General features: G+C 64.7%; 16 protein-coding genes. 5 read left to right on the forward strand and 11 right to left on the reverse strand.

All coding sequences use genetic code 11. The features are described 5' to 3' along the window. Window positions 1–5: 5 nt before the first annotated feature. Window positions 6–2,627: an ATP-dependent chaperone ClpB gene (clpB, locus tag FG93_RS02195; RefSeq protein WP_043231282.1), complete on the reverse strand. Its 2,622-nt coding sequence runs from the start codon at window positions 2,625–2,627 to the stop codon at window positions 6–8. Between the two features lie 173 nt (window positions 2,628–2,800). Here clpB and FG93_RS02200 point away from each other — a divergent pair, with 173 nt between their 5' ends. Then, window positions 2,801–3,124, forward strand: coding sequence for a DUF2293 domain-containing protein (locus FG93_RS02200; RefSeq protein WP_043231812.1), 324 nt, complete (start codon window positions 2,801–2,803; stop codon window positions 3,122–3,124). Window positions 3,125–3,222: 98 nt separating this feature from the next. Then, window positions 3,223–4,014, forward strand: coding sequence for an MOSC domain-containing protein (locus FG93_RS02205; protein WP_052513254.1), 792 nt, complete (start codon window positions 3,223–3,225; stop codon window positions 4,012–4,014). Between the two features lie 55 nt (window positions 4,015–4,069). Here the strand turns inward: FG93_RS02205 and FG93_RS02210 are convergent, their stop codons facing one another. From FG93_RS02210 to otsA, 6 genes are all read right to left on the reverse strand, one after another. Continuing rightward, window positions 4,070–5,086, reverse strand: a complete 1,017-nt coding sequence (locus FG93_RS02210) for a DUF4167 domain-containing protein (RefSeq protein WP_052513256.1) — start codon at window positions 5,084–5,086, stop codon at window positions 4,070–4,072. A 402-nt stretch (window positions 5,087–5,488) separates the two neighbouring features. Further along, entirely contained in the window at window positions 5,489–6,385 is an 897-nt protein-coding gene (gene prmC / locus FG93_RS02215) for a peptide chain release factor N(5)-glutamine methyltransferase (protein ID WP_244448470.1), read from the reverse strand. A gap of 22 nt (window positions 6,386–6,407) precedes the next feature. Beyond that, window positions 6,408–6,656 carry a hypothetical protein gene (locus FG93_RS02220; protein WP_043231284.1) on the reverse strand — a complete coding sequence of 83 codons (249 nt, stop codon included), beginning with the start codon at window positions 6,654–6,656 and terminating at the stop codon, window positions 6,408–6,410. Window positions 6,657–6,716: 60 nt separating this feature from the next. Next, window positions 6,717–7,802 carry a peptide chain release factor 1 gene (gene prfA / locus FG93_RS02225; RefSeq protein ID WP_043231286.1) on the reverse strand — a complete coding sequence of 362 codons (1,086 nt, stop codon included), beginning with the start codon at window positions 7,800–7,802 and terminating at the stop codon, window positions 6,717–6,719. Window positions 7,803–7,853: 51 nt separating this feature from the next. Next, window positions 7,854–10,121, reverse strand: coding sequence for a phosphoenolpyruvate--protein phosphotransferase (gene ptsP, locus FG93_RS02230; RefSeq protein ID WP_043231288.1), 2,268 nt, complete (start codon window positions 10,119–10,121; stop codon window positions 7,854–7,856). 149 nt (window positions 10,122–10,270) lie between these two features. After that, window positions 10,271–11,830 carry an alpha,alpha-trehalose-phosphate synthase (UDP-forming) gene (otsA, locus tag FG93_RS02235; RefSeq protein WP_081881249.1) on the reverse strand — a complete coding sequence of 520 codons (1,560 nt, stop codon included), beginning with the start codon at window positions 11,828–11,830 and terminating at the stop codon, window positions 10,271–10,273. A 283-nt stretch (window positions 11,831–12,113) separates the two neighbouring features. Here otsA and otsB point away from each other — a divergent pair, with 283 nt between their 5' ends. Together otsB and FG93_RS02245 are read left to right on the forward strand one after the other, a co-directional pair. After that, window positions 12,114–12,908 carry a trehalose-phosphatase gene (gene otsB / locus FG93_RS02240; RefSeq protein ID WP_052513330.1) on the forward strand — a complete coding sequence of 265 codons (795 nt, stop codon included), beginning with the start codon at window positions 12,114–12,116 and terminating at the stop codon, window positions 12,906–12,908. 2 nt (window positions 12,909–12,910) lie between these two features. Continuing rightward, window positions 12,911–14,752 (forward strand): glycoside hydrolase family 15 protein, encoded by a 1,842-nt coding sequence (locus FG93_RS02245; RefSeq protein ID WP_043231290.1) that lies wholly within the window; start codon window positions 12,911–12,913, stop codon window positions 14,750–14,752. Between the two features lie 152 nt (window positions 14,753–14,904). Here FG93_RS02245 and FG93_RS02250 read toward each other — a convergent pair whose 3' ends face one another. The 3 genes from FG93_RS02250 to FG93_RS02260 form a co-directional block, all read right to left on the reverse strand. Continuing rightward, window positions 14,905–16,113, reverse strand: coding sequence for a M20 family metallopeptidase (locus FG93_RS02250; protein ID WP_043231292.1), 1,209 nt, complete (start codon window positions 16,111–16,113; stop codon window positions 14,905–14,907). A 260-nt stretch (window positions 16,114–16,373) separates the two neighbouring features. Next, complete coding sequence (locus tag FG93_RS02255; protein ID WP_043231295.1) at window positions 16,374–17,549, reverse strand: alanine--glyoxylate aminotransferase family protein; 1,176 nt, start codon at window positions 17,547–17,549, stop codon at window positions 16,374–16,376. Between the two features lie 102 nt (window positions 17,550–17,651). Further along, the gene (locus FG93_RS02260) at window positions 17,652–18,284 is read right to left on the reverse strand and encodes a LysE family translocator (RefSeq protein ID WP_043231298.1); all 633 of its coding nucleotides are present in this window, start codon (window positions 18,282–18,284) and stop codon (window positions 17,652–17,654) included. A gap of 132 nt (window positions 18,285–18,416) precedes the next feature. Here FG93_RS02260 and FG93_RS02265 point away from each other — a divergent pair, with 132 nt between their 5' ends. Beyond that, window positions 18,417–18,935 (forward strand): hypothetical protein, encoded by a 519-nt coding sequence (locus FG93_RS02265; RefSeq protein ID WP_052513257.1) that lies wholly within the window; start codon window positions 18,417–18,419, stop codon window positions 18,933–18,935. Window positions 18,936–18,948: 13 nt separating this feature from the next. Here the strand turns inward: FG93_RS02265 and FG93_RS02270 are convergent, their stop codons facing one another. Then, window positions 18,949–19,455 (reverse strand): DinB family protein, encoded by a 507-nt coding sequence (locus FG93_RS02270; RefSeq protein WP_043231300.1) that lies wholly within the window; start codon window positions 19,453–19,455, stop codon window positions 18,949–18,951.

Here is a 19,455-nt window from a genome sequence, read left to right on the forward strand (position 1 = left end):
CGGCCTTAGTTCAGTGGCACGCCCTCGGGGCGCCTTTCGCGGGTGACGCTGACATCGCCCAGCATCAGCCCGGTGGGTCCGACGGTAACCTTCACCGTCTCGCCATCGGTGATCTTGCCGGCGAGCAGCAGTTCGGCCAGCGGGTCCTGCACCGATTTCTGGATCACGCGCTTCAGCGGACGTGCGCCATAGGCGGGGTCGTAGCCCTTGTCGGCCAGCCAGTTGCGGGCGTCCTCGGACAGATCGAGCACGATCTTGCGGTCGGTGAGCAGCCTGGCGAGGCGTGCCAGCTGGATATCGACGATCGCCCCCATATCCGCCCGCTTCAGGCGATGGAACAGGATGATGTCGTCGATGCGGTTCAGGAATTCAGGCCGGAAGGCCTGCCTGACCACGCCCATGACATCGTCACGCACGGCGTCGCTATCCTGCCCTTCGGGCTGGTTCACCAGGAACTCCGAACCGAGATTCGAGGTCATGATGATCAGCACGTTGCGGAAATCGACCGTGCGGCCCTGGCCGTCAGTCAGGCGGCCATCGTCGAGCACCTGCAGAAGCACGTTGAAGACGTCCGGATGCGCCTTCTCGACCTCGTCGAAAAGCACGACCTGATAGGGCCGGCGCCGCACGGCCTCCGTCAGCGCTCCGCCTTCCTCATATCCGACATAGCCGGGAGGCGCGCCGATGAGACGCGAAACCGAATGCTTCTCCATGTATTCCGACATGTCGAGGCGCACCATCGCCGTGTCGTCGTCGAACAGGAACGACGCCAGCGCCTTGGTGAGCTCGGTCTTGCCGACACCCGTGGGTCCGAGGAACATGAAGGAGCCGATCGGCCGGTTCGGGTCCTGCAGGCCGGCACGGGCACGCCGCACGGCCGTCGAGACCGCCTCCACCGCCTCGCGCTGGCCGACCACACGCGCCGCCAGCACCTGCTCCATGCGGAGCAGCTTGTCCTTCTCGCCTTCGAGCATGCGATCGACCGGCACACCGGTCCAGCGGCTGACGACCTGGGCAACATGGTCGGGCGTCACCGCCTCTTCCACCATGCCGGAGGTATCGCCAATCGCCTCGACCTCGGCGAGCCGCTTCTCCAATTGCGGGATCTCGCCATAGGCGAGCTCGCCCGCACGCTGATATTCGCCCTTGCGCTGCGCCTGGGCCAGTTCGTTGCGCGCATTGTCGAGCTTGGTCTTGATCTCCGCCGCCTGGCCGAGCTTGTCCTTCTCGGCCTTCCAGCGGGCCGTGATCGTGGCCGAACGCGTTTCAAGGTCGGCGAGCTCGGATTCCAGCCGCTTCAGCCGCTCCTTCGAGCCGCTGTCGCTCTCCTTCTTGAGGGCCTCCTGCTCGATGCGCAGGCGCACGATCTCGCGGTCGATCGAATCCAGCTCCTCGGGCTTGGAATCGACCTGCATGCGCAGGCGCGCCGACGCCTCGTCGACAAGGTCGATCGCCTTATCGGGCAGAAAGCGGTCGGTGATGTAGCGATTCGACAGGGTCGCGGCCGAGACCAGCGCCGAGTCCGTGATGCGGACACGGTGATGCTGCTCGTATTTCTCCTTGAGGCCGCGCAGGATCGAGACCGTATCCTCGACCGTCGGCTCGTCGACAAAGACGGGCTGAAAGCGGCGAGCGAGCGCAGCGTCCTTCTCGACATATTTGCGGTACTCGTCGAGCGTGGTCGCGCCAATGCAGTGCAGTTCGCCGCGCGCGAGCGCCGGCTTCAGCAGGTTCGAGGCATCCATGGCGCCGTCCGTCTTGCCGGCGCCGACCAGCGTGTGCATCTCGTCGATGAACAGGATGACGCCGCCATCGGAGCTCGAGACCTCGTTGAGCACCGCCTTCAGGCGCTCCTCGAACTCGCCACGATATTTCGCACCGGCAATGAGCGAGCCCATGTCGAGCGCCAGCAGTTCCTTGTCCTTCAGGCTCTCCGGCACGTCGCCATTGACGATGCGCAGCGCGAGGCCCTCGGCGATGGCGGTCTTGCCGACGCCGGGCTCGCCGATCAGGACGGGATTGTTCTTGGTGCGGCGGCTGAGCACCTGGATGGTACGGCGAATCTCCTCGTCGCGGCCAATGACCGGGTCGAGCTTGCCCTCGCGGGCAGCAGCGGTGAGATCCCGCGCATATTTCTTCAACGCGTCATAAGCCTGTTCGGCCGAAGCCGAGTCGGCGGTGCGGCCCTTGCGGATCGCCTCGATCGCGGCGTTCAGCGCCTGCGGCGTTACACCGGCCTTGGCCAGCACCTTGCCTGCCTCGGACTCCTTCTCCACGGCAAGCGCGAGAAGGAGGCGCTCGACCGTGACGAAGGAATCGCCGGCCTTGTCCGCAGCCTTCTCCGCCGTGTCGAAGACACGGGCGAGGCCCGGCGTCAGATGCAGGCCACTGGCGCCACCGCCGCTGACCTTGGGCAGCTTCGCAAGCGCCGCATCGGTCAGCTGCAAGGCGAGTTTCGACTGACCGCCCGATCGATCGATCAGGCCGGCTGCCATGCCCTCGCTGTCATCAAGCAGCGCTTTCAAAAGATGTTCGGGCGTAAACTGCTGGTGCCCCTCGCGCAGCGCAATTGTCTGCGCCGCCTGCAGGAAACCCTTGGCCCTGTCGGTGTATTTCTCGATGTTCATATCGTCGCTCCGCCCGCCGGCGCGCCCCGTGGCGACGCATCCGGCTGCCTTTCATCAGGATAGGGCTCCCGAGGGACACCCTTCGCAACCAAAGATAGTGTGACATCCGCGCAACGGAAGGGGCGCCCTCGCGAATGATTGACGGCGCCCTTCCGACAGGCTCAGCCTTGGCCATGGCGGGAACAAGGCGACAGCAGGCGATTCGCAAAGCGTTGAGGGCGCTGGCCCCCGGCATTCCGCTCGCCGACGCCGAAGCGGTCCTGGCGCTCGCCGAGCGCCGCCACATGAAGGACCTGCCGCCTTCGACGGCGCTTTGGCTCGCTCTCGGCAGCCATGTCCGCCACGTCCATACCGATTATGAGCGGCTGCTGGCGGAGGGGTACGATCGCGATGCGGCGCGCTTCTTCGTCGTCGAGGACACCGATGCCGTGCTCTCCGCCTGGGGCTGCCAGCGCTCGGTGGATGAGAACGAAGAGGCCGAGGCCGAGGAGGCCTGAGCCAGCATGATCGAACCGATGCAAGGATTTGATCGGTCCCGCGTCTCGAAACCCGCTATATCACCCCTGCCCGATCAGCCTGCGGACTGAAAACCTCCATGCGCGTCGCCTCGCTCTATCGCTACCCCGTCAAGGGCCTCTCTCCCGAACCCGTGCAGTCGGCTTCGCTAAGCACCGGCGGCTATTTCCCTGGAGACCGGCTTTTTGCCATCGAGAACGGCCCTTCCGGCTTCGACCCGGTTGCGCCCGTGCATCAGCCGAAGATCAAGTATCTGATGCTGATGCGCAATGAATCGCTGGCGCGGCTGCAGACGCGCTATGACGACGAGAGCCGGGCGCTGGTCATCAAACAGGGTGGGCGCGAGACCTTGCGCGCCGACACGACGACGCAGGACGGCCGCGCAGCCCTTGCCGCCTTCTTTGAGGGCTTCATGCCGGACGAGCTGCGCGGCAAGCCGCAGTTGCTCACGGCCCCGCAAAGCTATCGCTTCACCGATTCGCGCTTCGGCTTCATGTCGATCATCAACCTCGCCAGCGTCGCTGATCTCGGCAAGCACCTTGGCACGACGCTCGATCCGCTGCGCTTCCGCGGCAATGTCATGGTCGAGGGGCTGGCCGCCTGGGCCGAGAACGATCTGGTCGGGCAGGAACTGTCCACGGCGTCGGGGCTGCGCCTGCGTGTGATCAAGCGAATCGAACGCTGCGCGGCGACCAATGTCGACCCGCAGACCGGAGCCCGCGATCTCCAGATTCCGAAGGCGCTGATGACGACGTACGGCCATGTCGACTGCGGAATCTACTGCGAGATTCTGACGGGCGGCACACTGACCGCTGGTGTGCACGTCGAAATCCAGCCCCCGCAGACCACACTCGGCCTCGGCGTGGCCTGAACAAAAAAACAGGGGCCCGCTGGGCCCCTGTCATATCCGGTCAAACCGGAGCGTCTTACTCGGCAGCGCTATCGGTTTCCGAACCCAGCGCGTCCATCACTTCACGTGGCGAGCGGCGACGGCGCGTGCGCTTCGGAGCGGCCGTCTCTTCGGCAGCCGGAGCTTCGGCGGCCGGCGCTTCGGCAGGAGCAGCCTCGACCGGCGCAGCAACACGCTCCTCGGCGACCGCGATCGGAACCCTGACCGGATTGGTCAGGAAGGACGGAAGCGCGGCGGCGACATCGTTCGCCTCGCTTTCAGGCTCGACCTCCCGGCGCGGACGACGCTCGCTGCGCTCGGGACGCGGCCCGCGCTCCGGCCGGTCGCCGCGCTCGAAGCGGCGCTCGGGCTGGCTCTGCGCAGGGGCATTGTCGCCCTGCTCCGCGGTAGCCGGTTGCTCGGAACGCGGCACGAAGCCGCCGGGCTGGCCGTTCTGCCCGCCTTCGGGACGGTCGAAACGGCGCTCACCACGATCCGGGCCACGATCTTGGCGATCATTGCGATCGAAACGGCGGTTGTTGCGATCGTTGAAGCGATCGTTGCGACCCTGGCGGTCGAAGCGCTGGCCGTTGTTCTGCTGGCCATCCTGCCCCTCGCCGTCCTGGCGGGGAGCAGCATTCTGGCCATAGCCGTTCACGCCGCCCTGAGCCTGATGCCGCAGCTCAGGCTGAGGCGATCCCTGCGGGAAGGCAGCGTTCTCTTCGCCCTCACCCTCATCCTCGCCATCATCGCCGTCCTCGCCGAAGGCACGGTTCGGCGGGAAGCTATGGCCGAATTGCTGGGCCATCTGCTCCTGCGCCGCGAGAAGGATGCGGTAATAGTGCTCCGCGTGCTGGAAATAGTTCTCCGCAGCAACGGGATCACCTGACGACTGAGCATCGCGCGCCAGTTGCAAGTACTTCTCCGCGACATGCTGAGCGGTACCACGAACTTTGACGTCCGGCCCGTTCGACTCGTAGCTGCGTTGCAACGGGTTGGGCGACTTTCGATTGCCGTTGTTGCTATTGTTATTGTTGTTGTTACGGCCGCGCATACGCCGGTTCTGACCTGGTCTCATTCGCGTCTATCTCGCGCTCTGTCTGTTCAAAGCAACCGGGTCACTGTCATGCGCGTACCGGCACGCGGCGGGTTGCGGCGCCGTGCCGGAGGGAGTCGACCTGAAGGAGCAATGCGCCGTTCTTGGTCTTCACGCGCTCGTTTCCAAAAGGGGCGGTAACTCGCCCCATGAGCCGAATGGCACATCCATGCCATCGGAATTCCGATCTTGCTTTGTCAGTTCCGTCAAACTTCGGACGTGTCCGGAGGCAAACCCTCGTCAATCAGGAGGAGGCTGCCCTAGGCTCGGCGCTGACGACACCAGCTTCGGCTGATACCTCCATAGCGGCTTTTGCGTCCGGTTCCAAGCAAATTCGCACAATCTCTGTGCGTATCCCATTCAGCGGGAGAAGATCAGCGCGCGCTCGTGTCCGCCAAGATCCTTGCGCGCTCCATGATAATGGAACCCTTCGGACCGCATCAAGGCCGAGACATCCGGCTCCTGCCCGGCTCCGATCTCGAAGACGACGATGCCGCCCGGCGCCAGGAATTGCGGCAGGTCGCGCGCGAAGCGTCGATAGGGATCGAGCCCGTCGACCCCGCCATCCAGCGCCAGGAGCGGGTCATAGTCGCGCACCCCGACGTCCAGCCCGGGAATCTCAGCGCCCGGAATATAGGGAGGATTGGAGACGATCAGATCGAAGCGGCCATCGAGGCCCTTCACCCAGTCGCCCTCCCGAAACGCCGCGCGATCACCGACGCCATTTGCAAGAGCATTCGCGGCTGCGACCTCGCAGGCCTCTCCCGACAGATCGATGCCAAGGCCCTTCGCCTGCCTGAGCTCACTCAGGATCGCGATGAGGAGGCAGCCCGTACCAGTCCCCAGGTCCAGTATCGACAACGCCTCCCCGCGCCTTTCGCGAAGGGAATCGAGCGCGGCCTCGACCAGCGTCTCGGTATCGGGGCGCGGCTCGAGCGTCGCGGGCGAGAGCTTGAAGGTCAGCCCCCAGAACTCCCGCTCGCCAAGGATCCGCCAAACGGGCTCTCCTGCAAGCCGCCGCGCGGCGAAACTGTCCAGATCCGCGGCGGCCTGATCACCGATCAGGGCGTCATCCTCCGTGCGCCCGCCCTCGATCACCGCTTCAACGAGAAGGCGGGCATCAAGAACCGGCGTATCGCAGCCCGCAGCGCGCAGACGCTCCGCGAGCTGCCGCCGCGCTTCCCGAATCGTCAGCGCGCCGGCAGCTCGCGGCGACGGCGTTGCAGCGTCGCCACCGCTTTGCAGTGGCGACGTCACGGCGCTGATGCCCGTATCGAAATCAATTATTACCCTGCATCTTATGGTCCATGCAGATCTTCATCTTCTGATTGATGGAAGATTTGCTCTCGCGCGCCCCGCGCATTTCCATTGAACACGCCCTGCGCGCCTGCGATTGCGTCATTGCGTTTTGCAAAGGCGCAGGCTGTCCTTGGACGATGCGGCCGAAGGTCTTCTCCTGCGCTTCGGCTGCACCTGCCGTAGCCAGAGCCATCAGACCGCTCATTGCAATCACAGATGCAAGCTTCATGGCTTCCTCCAGCCTGTTTTCACATTGATCCGAGAACAACGCCGTTTCAGGAAAAAGGTTTCACGCCCCGCTTTGTGCTGCGAGCAATGTCGCCTGGTGCTCCGCCGTAAGGGCATCGATGATCTCGTCGAGCGCCAGTCCCTGCATCATCTCGTCGAGCTTGTAGAGCGTCAGGTTGATGCGGTGGTCCGTCACACGGCCTTGCGGGAAATTATAGGTACGGATCCGCTCGGACCGGTCGCCGGAGCCGATCTGCGAGCGTCGGTCCGCCGCGCGCTCGGCGTCGGCCTTCATCCGCTCCATGTCGTAGAGCCGGGCGCGCATCAACTCGAAGGCACGGGCCTTGTTCTTGTGCTGGGAACGCTCATCCTGGACCACGACCACGATCCCGCTCGGGATATGGGTCAGCCGGACGGCCGATTCGGTCTTGTTGACGTGCTGGCCGCCGGCGCCCCCGGCACGCATCGTGTCGATGCGCAGATCGTTGTCGTTGAGCGCGACGTCGACCTCGCTCGCCAAAGGCAGCATCGCCACCGTTGCGGCGGAGGTGTGAATGCGGCCGCTCGCCTCGGTATCCGGCACACGCTGGACGCGGTGAGCTCCGGATTCAAATTTCAGCTTGGCATAGACGCCACGGCCTGAAATCTCGGCGATGACCTCCTTGTAGCCACCAACCGTGCCTTCGCTCTCCGAGATGATGTCGACGCTCCACCCCTTCTGCGAGGCGTAGCGCTGATACATCCGCAGCAGATCCCCGGCGAAGAGCGAGGCCTCGTCACCGCCGGTGCCTGCCCGGATTTCCAGGATGACACCGCGTTCGTCGGCCGCGTCCTTGGGCAGGAGGGCGATCAGGATTTCGCGGGCGCGCGCGTCGATCTCGGTTCGAGCAGTGTCGCGCTCCTCATAGGCCAGATCACGGAATTCGCTGTCGGTCGTCGGATCGTCGATCAGCCCCTGCGCCTCATCAAGGGACGCCTGGGCATTGCGCCAGGAGGTTATCGCAGCAACGACAGGTTCGAGCTCCGCCAACTCCTTGGCGAGTTCGACCGTACGCACGGCATCGGTCGAGCGGTTGATCTCGTCGGTCGCAACGGCGTGGCGTGCGACGATGCTGTCGAGACGATCTTGAGGAAGCTGAAGGGACATCAGGAACTCTGGAACACTGTTTGGGGACCGGTGAAGCGCGCTTCAGCGTCGCTAGACCGGCACTTTCAATTCGGTCGCCAATGCCGAAAGCTGCGAACGCAGGCTCGATGCACCATCGGACGAGGCGAGCATCCAATCCATACGCTCGCGCAGCTTCCTGACGTCAAGCGCGCGCAGCATCGCCTTGACCGGCCCGAATGACGCAGCCGACATCGAGAAGGAGCGGTAGCCCAGGCCGATCAGCGCCATCGTCTCCAGCGGCTTGCCACCCATCTCACCGCAGACCGAGACGGGGCAACCTGCCTCGCCCGCAGCCTCGACGATGGTGCGCAGCGCACGGAGCGCAGCAACGCAAAGCGGGTCGAAGCGTTCGGACACCCGGCGATTCTCACGATCGGCTGCGAACAGGAACTGCATCAGATCATTGGTGCCGATCGACAGGAAGTCGGCCTCGCGCGAGATCTCCGCCAGCTCGAACAGCAGCGACGGCACCTCGACCATGACGCCGAGCTCGAGATTGGTCGGTGCCGGACGCTCCTGCTTCTCCATCATGGCGAGTTCGCGGCGCACGATGAAGCGTGCACGCAGGAACTCGTCCACGGTCGCGACCATCGGCAGCATGATGCGCATGTCCTGGCCGGCTCCAGCCCGCAGCATCGCCCTGATCTGGCCGCGCAGCAGGCGCGGCTTGTCGAGGCCGATCCGGATCGCGCGCCAACCGAGCGCCGGATTCTCCTCCTCGACGCGCTCCATGTAGGGCAGCACCTTGTCGCCGCCGATATCGAGCGTCCGGAAGACCACCGGCCTGCCTTGCGCCGCCTTGAGCACGGCCCCGTAGAGCGACTGCTGCTCGGTCGTCGTCGGCATGTGCTGAGCGACCATGAACTGGAGTTCGGTGCGGAACAGTCCGATCCCCGCGGCGGCCGTCTCGTCGAGACTGTGCATGTCGACCAGAAGGCCGGCATTGATCTGGAGGTTGATCTCGAGACCGTCCTTGGTGACGGCAGGCAGATCCTTGAGCTTGCGGTATTGCTCCTGCTTGCGAGCGCGCAGGCGGGCCTTGTCCTTGTAGGCGTTCTCGACGTCCGGCTGCGGACGGATCTGAACCTCGCCAGCCTGGCCATCGACGATGACGGCGTCGCCCGATTGGATCAGCGCCGTCGCGTTGACGACCTCGCCGACGGCCGGAATGCCAAGCGCTCGCGCCACGATGGCGATGTGGCTGGTCGGCCCGCCTTCCTCGAGGATGAGCCCACGCAGACGGGCCCGGTCATAATCGAGCAGTGCCGCCGGCCCCATCGAGCGGGCGATCAGGATGGCGTTCTCGGGCAATTTCTCATGGGCGACGCCATTCGCCTTGCCCATCAGGGTTCGCAGCAGCCGATTCGCCAGATCATCGAGATCGTGCAGCCGCTCCCTGAGATAGGGGTCGGTCTGGCGCAGCATCTTGGCGCGGGTGTCAGACTGCACGCGCTCAACCGCCGCCTCGGCGGTGAGGCCGGTCATCACCACCTCGCGCATCCGCCTGAGCCAGCCCTGGTCATGGGCGAACATGCGGAAGGTTTCGAGGACGTCGCGATGCTCGCCGGTATGAGCCACGTCGCCGCGCTCGATCAGTTCATCGATCGCAGTGCGCATCTCGGCGATGGCGGCTTCGAGCCGCTTCACCTCGCGGGCCGGATTCTCGGCGATCAGATTGGTGATCGCGACCCGCGGTTCGTGCAGAACGGCGTAGCCGAGCCCGACACCATCCGCCAGCTTGACACCGACACCGTGAATCGGCCGGTCGAGACCAATCATGCTGCCGGGCGGCGCCAGCGACTTCAACCCGCCGGCCGCGATCATCTCCGCCATGATCATGGCGGTGGTTTGCAGCGTCTCGACCTCTTCCTCGTTGTAGAGCCGCGACGCGCGGTTCTGGATGACGAGGACGCCCATGACCGCGCCGCCCCGCAGGATCGGGACGCCGAGGAAGGAATGGTAAATCTCTTCGCCCGTCTCCGGACGGTAGGAGAAGGCCGGATGCGACTGCGCGTCGGAAAGGGCGACTGGCTCGGCCTCGCTCGCGATCAAACCGACCAGACCTTCGCCGGCGCGCATCCTGGTGAGGTGCACGGCCTCGCGATTCAGGCCCTCGGTCGCGTAGAGTTCGAGCGAACCGTCCTCGAGCAGGACATAGACGGAACACACTTCGGCGACCAGATTGCCGGCGATCAGGACGACAAGCCGATCCAGCCGCTCCTGCGGGCTGACGGGCGCTGCCATGACCTCGCGGAGACGGCGCAGCAGAACGCCCGGTCCTCCGAGAGCGCCTCGCATCAATTCGGCCCTCCGCCCGCCTCCCCTGACACCTGCTCGCGATGAGTCGGCAGCATGCCCCGGTTCTTGTCGCCTTCTAGCGAGCGAAAGGAGTGTTCGGCAAGGCCGCCGTTGCAACCCCGAGGTGAAATCGGCGGCAGCGCTCGTCACTAATGTGGCAAACGCCCGTTTCCAGCCGTGATTTGTGACAGATCCGACAATGCCGGAACGGCAGTTGCGACGCCGGTTGCGGATTTGGCCGGAGCACGCGAAGCGGCCGGTCGCTGCTTGACCCCGGCTGCCGGCTTGGCGCGAACCGCTCTCTTGGCAGCAGGGCGTGTCACGGGAAATCCGGCCTCGCCCTCGGAGAGCACAGCAAGGTAGGCTTCGGTCCACCAGCCGATATCGGTTGCAGCGATGGTGGCATAGAGCTTCTCGAAACGCCGGATTCGTTCCGGCTTCGGCATGACCAGCGCCTGCTGGATCGCCTCCGACATCTCCGAGAGATCGTAGGGATTGACGATCAACGCATCCTTCATCTGGCGCGCGGCGCCGGCAAAGCGCGAGAGAACCAGCACGCCGGGATCGGCGGGGTCCTGTGCCGCTATGTACTCCTTGGCGACCAGGTTCATGCCGTCGCGCATCGGGGTCACGAGCCCGACTTCGGCACGTCGATAGAAGCCGGCCAGGACATTGCGGGAATAGGCCTTCTTGACCACGCGGATCGGCGTCCAGTCGAATTCGCCCAGCGCTGCGTTGATGCGGCCGGCCGTCTCGTCCGACTGGCGATCGAGCTCGGCATATTCGGGAACATCGGAGCGGGAGGGTGGCGCGATCTGCAGCATGCCGACACGGCCGCGCTGCTCGGGATTTTCGAGCAGGAAGCGCTCGAAGGCCTCCAGCCGCTGGACGATTCCCTTGGAATAGTCGAGGCGATCAACGCCGATGACCAGCTTGCGGTCGCCAAAGGCCTCTGTCGCCCGCCGGATCGACACCGAGGTCGTGCGCGCGGCGCTCGTCGCAAGCTTGCGAAAGCCCTCGACATCGATGCCGATCGGGAACGATTTGACCTGGATCGAACGCCGACCCAGGCGAACCCCATCGCCGTCGGCCCTTGCGCCGCACAGATTGACCAGACCGCTCACCACATTGCGCGCATCGATCTCGGTCTGGAGCCCAACGAGGTCATAGGCGCCGACCGTCTTCATCAGGGTGATGCTCGACGGCAGAGCGCCGAATACCTCGGAGGGCGGCCAGGGGATGTGGTGGAAATAGCCGATCCGGTTCTTCACCCCGAGCCGCCGGAGTTCCGCGGCGAAGGGGATCAGATGATAATCGTGAACCCAGATCAGGTCGTCCGGCCGCAACATCGCAGCAAGCGCCTTGGCAAACCGGCGATTGACCGCCAGATAGCCGGCGTAATCGGCACGCGAAAACTCGGTCAGACCGAGGCGGTAATGCATGTTCGGCCAAAGGGCCCGATTCGAGAAGCCGAGATAGTAGGTCTGCCGCTCGTCCTCGCTCAGATCGGTCACCGCATAGGTAACCTTGCCACGCTGGAGCGTCCGCACCGCGCGGGTCTTCTCCTCGCTGACATGCCCGCTCCAGCCGAACCAGAGGCCGCCATGTTTTTCCAACGCCTCACGCAACGCCACTGCAAGGCCGCCGGCGGCGACCTTTTCGCTGCGATCGGGAATGGTGACGCGATTGGAAACGATGACGAGACGCATGTCCGGGAATACTCCGATCAGCCGGCTGCCCGAATTTCGACACCGGAAGCGGGAACAGAACGCGCCGGCGCACGTAATGTTTCCGAGGGGCTTCGGATGTCAGATGGCGAAGCCGCGTCAGGCTCGCGTTGAAATCATGATGGCTGTGGCAAACTGAAAGCAGAATGTGGCAAGTTCACTAACATCCGCCCATCGTGCGGATGATGCAAGAACCCTCGCTCAGGCTTCTGACAACTCACCTGTCCTTCTTTCGCCCGTTTCGTCACGCAAACAGAACGAGATGATGGAACTGATCGACTCGGAATCTACCAACGAATCCCGCGACTTCACCAAATCGGCGAAGCAGGTCGCTCTGTTTCTCGACTTTGACGGAACGCTGGTCGAAATTGCGCCAGCGCCTGACGACGTCAAACTCGACAGGCAGGTCGCTCCGGCGCTTGAGGCCCTGCGTGCGACGCTCGGCGGCGCATTGGCGCTCGTCTCCGGACGCCCTATCCCCGATCTCGATGGGTTTCTCGCCCCCTATCATTTCGACGCTGCCGGGCTCCACGGCGCACAGATCCGCATCGACGGAGCCATCCGCAGCCAGGCGGACGCTCCCGAGACACTTCGCGAGGCGCTTCGGGAACTCGTTCGTTTCGCCAACAGCCATGTCGGTATCCTCGTCGAGGACAAGCGAATCTCGGCCGCCCTGCATTGGCGCATGGCGCCGCTACTCGAGGATGAGGCGCTCTCGCTGGTCCGGAGCCTCGCTGCCAGGATGGGCCCTTCCGTCCGCCTGCAGGAAGGCAAGTCGGTCGCCGAACTGGTGCCGGCCGGTGCCAGCAAGGGCAGCGCCATTTCCTGGCTGATGCGGGAAGTACCCTATAGCGGCCGGACACCGGTCTTCATCGGCGACGACATAACCGACGAGGCGGGCTTTGCTACGGTGAACGCGTTGGGGGGGCTGTCGATCCGCATCGGTGCGGGCGAGACCTGTGCCGGCCGGCGCCTTGCCTCCCCGACAGCACTCCGCACCATCCTGCTCGCCGCCGCGGAAAGCGGCAGCCTGACGACTGACGCTTTCTGCCAAGGTTGATCATGACAGTAGAAACCACCACCACGGCGCGGCATTCCGCCTCGCTTGATCTCGGCGTGATCGGCAACTGCTCGATCGCCGCACTCATCGACCGGCGTGCCCATATCGTCTGGGGCTGCTTTCCCCGCTTCGACCGCGACCCGGTTTTCTGTTCGCTGATCGACAACAAGCCCGATGACGGCGGGACCATGCCCGAGAAGGGTGTTTTCGCGATCGAGCTCGTCGGCATGACCCGGTGCGAGCAGAGCTATCTCGACAACACCGCGATCCTCTCCTCGGTGCTCTCCGACGACCAGGGCAACGCCATCGAGATTCTCGATTTCGCGCCTCGTTTCGTGCGCTACGAGCGCTCCTTCCGGCCGCCACTGCTGGTGCGACGCGTGCGCCGACTTTCAGGCCGGCCGCGCATCCGGGTCGTGCTGAAGCCATGTCTCGGGCTCGGCGAGCTGCCGGACGAGATCACGCGCGGCTCCAACCATGTCCGCTATGTCGGCGCCGACCAGACGATCCGCCTGACGACGGATGCGCCGATCTCCTATGTGATGGACAGCGTCCCTTTCGCGGTCGACCGGACCTTCTCCTTCTTCATCGGCTCGGACGAGGCGCTACGCGCCGAGATCGAGACGACCGCGCGCGAGTTCCTGGACAAGACGACGGATTACTGGCGCGACTGGGTGCGCTCGCTCTCGATCCCCTTCGAGTGGCAGCAGGAGGTCATTCGCGCGTCGATCACGCTGAAGCTCTGCAGTTTCGAGGAGAGCGGCGCCATCGTCGCCGCGCTGACCACCTCGATTCCGGAAGCACCCGGCACCCAGCGCAACTGGGACTACCGCTTTTGCTGGCTGCGCGACGCCTATTTCGTCGTGCATGCGCTCAATCGGCTGGGCACGACGCGGACGATGGAGGATTATCTCGGCTTCATCACCAATATCGTCGACACCTTCTCGGAAAGCGGTGCGGAGCACCTGCCGCCGCTCTACCCGATCACGCGCGGTGGCGTGCTGACCGAATTCGAGGTGCCAAACCTGTCAGGCTATCGCGGCCACCAGCCGATCCGCGTCGGCAATGGCGCAGCGAGCCAAATCCAGAATGACGGCTACGGCGCCGTGGTGCTCGCGGCGACACATTCCTTCTTCGACCGCCGCCTGATCCAGCCCGGCAAGGACGCACTCTTCGGGCAGCTCGAACGCATGGGCGAGCTTGCCATCGCGGTCTTCGACAAGCCCGATGCCGGGCCGTGGGAGCTGCGCGAGAAGCAGGTGGTGCATTCCTTCTCAAGCGTGATGTGCTGGGCTGCCTGCGACCGGCTCGCCCGTATCGCCGGCACGCTCGGCCGGGCGGACCGCAAGGACTATTGGCGCGGCGAGGCCAAGCGCCTCAAGGGCGTCATCACGGACAAGATCTGGAACCAGGAGAAGGGCACATTCGTCTCGACCTTTGGCGGCAGCGAACTCGATGCGACGCTGCTGCTGATCGCGGAGCTCGGCTTCGTCAAGGCGGAGGATCCGCGCTACATCGCAACCGTCGAGGCCATCGGCCGCGAACTCGGCCGCGGAGACCTCCTGCTGCGTTACGGCACGGAGGACGATTTCGGCTTCATGCATACCGGGTTCCTGATTTGCGCCTTCTGGTATGTCGACGCGCTGCATGCGATCGGCCGGCGCGACGAAGCCAAGGACCTGTTCTGCCGCATCCTGAAACGGCGCAACAGTTTTGGCCTGCTCTCTGAGGATGCTGACTTCGAAACCGGCGAGCTCTGGGGCAATTTTCCGCAGACCTATTCCATGGTCGGACTCATCAACTCGGCAATGCGGCTCAGCCGGAATTGGGAAGAAGCGTTCTGAAGGCGCGCTGAAACCGCGGCCCATACCCGGCATCGATGCTCGCCCCAGGAGCGAGCATCGATCGCGTTATGTGCTCGCCCCGTCAGCGGCGGTGCCATACGTGGATAGTCGGCCCGCGGCCGAGCATCCGCGTTGGGCAATGCGCGCAAACGTCATTCCATGCGGGCGGCTGTGCGCATCACGGCAAGCGCCAGCACCTGTGCAGCCGGCACGATGCTCTCGACTTCGAGGAATTCGTCGGGAGTATGCGCCATTCCGCCGATCGGGCCGACGGAGCACAGCGTCGGGCACCCCTGTGCCGCAGTGAACCCGGAATCCGCACAACCGCCGGTGAACTCGGCGCTGACGCTGATCCCGAAACTCGCGGCCGCGTCACGATAGGTATGGTAGAGTGCAGCGGCTTCGGGGGTTTGCTCCAGCGGCACGAACTCGCCCTTGATGGTCAGTTTGGCACTCGAGCCTTCGACGATGGGCGTCTCGATGATGCCGCGGATCGCGCCGACCAGTTCATCGCGTTGCGCAGTGGTGACATAGCGCAGGTCGATTTCGCACCAGGCATGGGGCGCAACGGTATTGACGGTCTGGCCGCCGCCGATCAGCCCGACATTGACGGTGACGCCGCGCTCGAGATCGGTCAGCCCCTGCAGCTTCGGGATCTTGTGGCCGAGGTCGACAATGGCTGAGACGCCCTTCTCGTAATTCGCACCGGAATGCGCGGCCTTGCCGACGAATTCGGCGCGCATGAAGACGCCGCCCTTGCGACCGCTGGTGATCGACTGCTTGTGATCGCGCAGGAATTCGGTGCCGGGCGGCAGCCGGCTCGGCTCGGCATTGAAGACACAACGTGATTCACGCGCCGCCGCCTCGATGATCGGGCGTGAAGAGGGCGAAGCGATTTCCTCGTCGCTCGTCGTCAGCATGGTGAGCGGGGCGGAAAGGCCACCGCATTCGGCAAAGGCGGCGGCGACGAAGGCCTCGATGACGAGACCTGCCTTCATGTCCGCGACACCCGGACCATAGGCTCGGCCCGCCTTGATGGTGAAGGGTCGGCGCGTCGGCTCGCCCTCCGGGAAGACGGTGTCGCGATGTCCCAGCAACAGCACCGGGCGCTGGTCGTTGGCGGCCGGGTTCGGCAGCCGCGCCTTGACGGCATCGCCATAGCGGGCATCCGGGATGATCTCGACGTTGAGCCCGTTCGCTTGGTGGAACCGGGCGAGCACCTGGCCCGCCCTGTCGACGCCCGCCTTGTCATAGGAGCCGGAGTCGGTGTCGACCATCTCGCGCAGGAGCGCGACCATGGCGTCCTTGCGGCTGGCAAGCCACGCCGTCACCTTGGTTTCGTCCGGGGTCAACTCACTCATGGCCTGCGCTCGCTTGGTTCCGAATGGGACCGTGAAGCTAGATCAGGACGGCAAAGCCTGGGAACGGGCATTTGCGCCGGACTGCCCTGCTTTTGCCGAGCAGACCTCTCCACGGAAAAGGTCCGCCGCAGAGCGGCAAGCCTCAGCCGCCAGATCATCTGACCGGATAATCTCCGGTCAGATGATCTGGCCTTCTGTGTTTGCATCGGCTTTCCCGAAAACCGCAATCCACTTTTCGGGCCGATGCCCAAACTGCCCGCTTACGCGCCCTGGGCGAGATGCGTGATGGCTGCGGCAACGCCGCCGGCTCCATGCGGTATATTCTGCGCCTGCAAGGCCATTTCGACGGCGCTCAGGCTGCCAAGCACCATCGGCGCATTGACATGGCCCATATGGGCAATGCGAAAGGCCTTGCCGGCGAGATCCCCGATAGCGAGCCCGAGCGTTACGCCACAGACCGATCGCGCATAGTCGGTGATCGAACTCGAATCGCCCTGAACCAGGATGGTCGTGACCGAGGCCGCCCGCTGCGATGGTTCCTCGACATTGCAGGTCAAGACCTGGCCTTCGGCCCATCTGGACATCGCGGCGTGAGTTGCCCCGGCAAGCAGGGCATGGCGGCGCCAGACAGCCTCCAGCCCCTCCTCGAGGATCATGTCGACGGCGGCGCGCAGGCCGAACATCAGGTGCTCGGGCGGAGTGCCGAAATGCTTCATGTAGAGGAGCGGGCTCAGCCTGGAGGTCCAGTCCCAATAGGGCGTCCGCATCATCGCCTGCGGGTGCGCATGCAGCGCCTTCCCGTTCGCCGCGACGAAGGCCAGCCCGGGCGGCGTCATCAGCCCCTTCTGCGAGGCCGACATGGCGATGTCGACCCCCCATTCGTCCATCTCGAACCGCATACAGCCGAGCGAGGCGACGCCATCGATCATGTACAAGGCCGGATGGCCCGCGGCATCGATTGCCTTGCGCACGGCCTGCACATCGTTGACGACGCCGGATGCCGTATCGATCTGCACCATGAGAACGGCCTTGATCTCATGGCTCGTATCGCGCCGCAGACGCTCCTCGACGGCCACCGGATCGACCGCCGCGCGCCATGACCCGGCCAGGATCTCGACATCTGCTCCCAGGAAACGGGCCATCTCGCCCCAGCCGATGGCGAAGCGCCCGCTCGCGAGCACGAGAATCTTGTCGCCGCGGGAGAGCACATTGGTCAGCGCCGCCTCCCAGCCTCCATGCCCGTTGGCGGCATAGATGAAGGTCTCGCCCTTGGTGCGGAAGACCTTCCGCAGATCGCTCAGCAGCGTCTCGGTCAGATCGAGGATCGGCTTGGAGCTGAGTTCCTCGGCAGGCCGCATCATCGCCTGCAACACGCGATCGGGAATATTGGTCGGGCCGGGGATTGCGAGCAAAGCCCGGCCGTTGGCGACACTCATGAAAAACTCCTGCTGGCCTTGCTGCGCTGCATCTCCACGCCCGGCTGGCGGCCCGGAGTGCAAGGCGTGATCTCTGGCACGATGTGCGGGATGGGATGCGCGCTAGCGCTGCGCTTCCGTCGCCATTTTGACCGCAAGGCCGGCGAGCATGGTGCCCATCAGCCAGCGCTGTACCACCGACCAGAACGGCCGCGTGCGAAGGAAGAGCGCAATGCTGCCGGCGGTGAAGATGATCAGCGCATTGACGCTGCCACTGATCACGATCTGGATCGCGCCGAGCACCAGCGACTGCGTCAGGACATTCCCCGCCGCGGGATCGATGAATTGCGGCAGCAGCGCGAGATAGAACATCGCGATTTTGGGATTGAGCAAGCTGGTCAGGAAGCCCATGGCGAAGAGCTTGCGCGGCCCGTCGGGCACCAGTTCACGAACCTGGAACGGCGAGCGCCCGCCCGGCCTCAGCGCCTGCCAAGCGAGATACAGAAGATAGGCCGCGCCGCCGAAGCGCAGCGCATCATAGGCATAGGGCACGGCGAAGAGCAGCGCCGTGATGCCGAAGGTGGCGCAGAGCATGTAGATGACGAAACCGAGCACGACGCCGATGAGCGAGATCAGCCCGGCAGCGTGTCCCTGCGAGATCGAGCGCGAAATCAAATAGACCATGTTCGGTCCGGGCGTCAGCACCATGCCGAACGCGATCAAGGCGAAGGCAAGCAGGCTCGAGAGCTCAGGCATGGCGGGTCTCCGAAACGGCGCCGGCAACCTGCATCGAACCGGGACAATCGACAAGCCGCGTGGAACAGCGGGCCGCCATGCCCGTTTCTCACGCCAACCGCCCGAATTTCTTCGGACAGACAGCGCCGCCCCATGTTGCTCTTCAGCCGCATCCTCTACAGCGCCATTGCAGGCTCCCTGCTCGCCGCCTCGGTGGTGCTGATGGTGGTTGCGGTGTGGCGCACCTTCACCGGCTTCCGGACCGGCGACGGCGCACTTGAGACCATGCTCGACGGGATCGGCCTCGTGATCATTGCGGTCGCGGTCGCGGATGTCGGCAAATTCCTGTTCGAGGAAGAGGTGGTCAGCGATCGCGAATTGCGGCGCCCGGCCGAGGCGCGCGGTTCGCTGACCAAGTTCATGACGATCATCATCATTGCGCTCAGCCTGGAATCGCTGGTGCTGATCACCAAGGCGTCGCGGACCACGATGAGCGATGTGGTCTATCCCGGCTTGCTGGTCCTGCTCGCAGTGCTGGCGATGGTCGGACTCGGACTGTTCCAGAAGCTGAGCCAGAACACGACGGTTACCATCCCGGAAACCAGGGAGGACGGCGACAAGCCTGACCCGACGAAGACGCCGCCTCGAACGAAGCGGACCGAGCAGGCCTGAACTGGGGGGCCGTTCAGCGTGGCTCGTCGACGAGAAGAAGGTCGGTATCTTCCGGCCTGGCTCCGGCCGCCGTCAGCATGGCGTGGAGCTGCCCGCGATGATGCGTCTGGTGGTTGAACATGTGCATGACCGCAAAAGCGCGCGGCTTGCCGAGTTCGCGGCCCGCCGCCCCCGAATACCAGATCAGCGTCCCGCGCAGCCAGTTGGCATCGACCGTGGCGGCCCAGGCCAGGATCGCCTCGTCGCGCTCGGCGCGCCGGCGGCGAAATTCGGCCCAGTCTTCGACATAGGTCGGCGCATCGCGGCCGCTGATCGGCGGTTTTGGTGTTCCGATCAGCCGGTGCAGCCAGGTTTCATCAGCCCAGAGGACATGGTTCAGCGTGCCATGGATCGACCGGAAGAAGGCGCCGCGATCCCGACGGCGACCTTCCTCGTCAAGCGTATCGGCTGCATCGCACAGGCTCCGGTTTTGCCAGGCGTTGTAGCGCGCCATGGTCTGAACATAAGCCGGATCGACCAT

Source organism: Allobosea sp. LC85 (assembly GCF_000735605.1).
Lineage (GTDB): Bacteria > Pseudomonadota > Alphaproteobacteria > Rhizobiales > Beijerinckiaceae > Allobosea.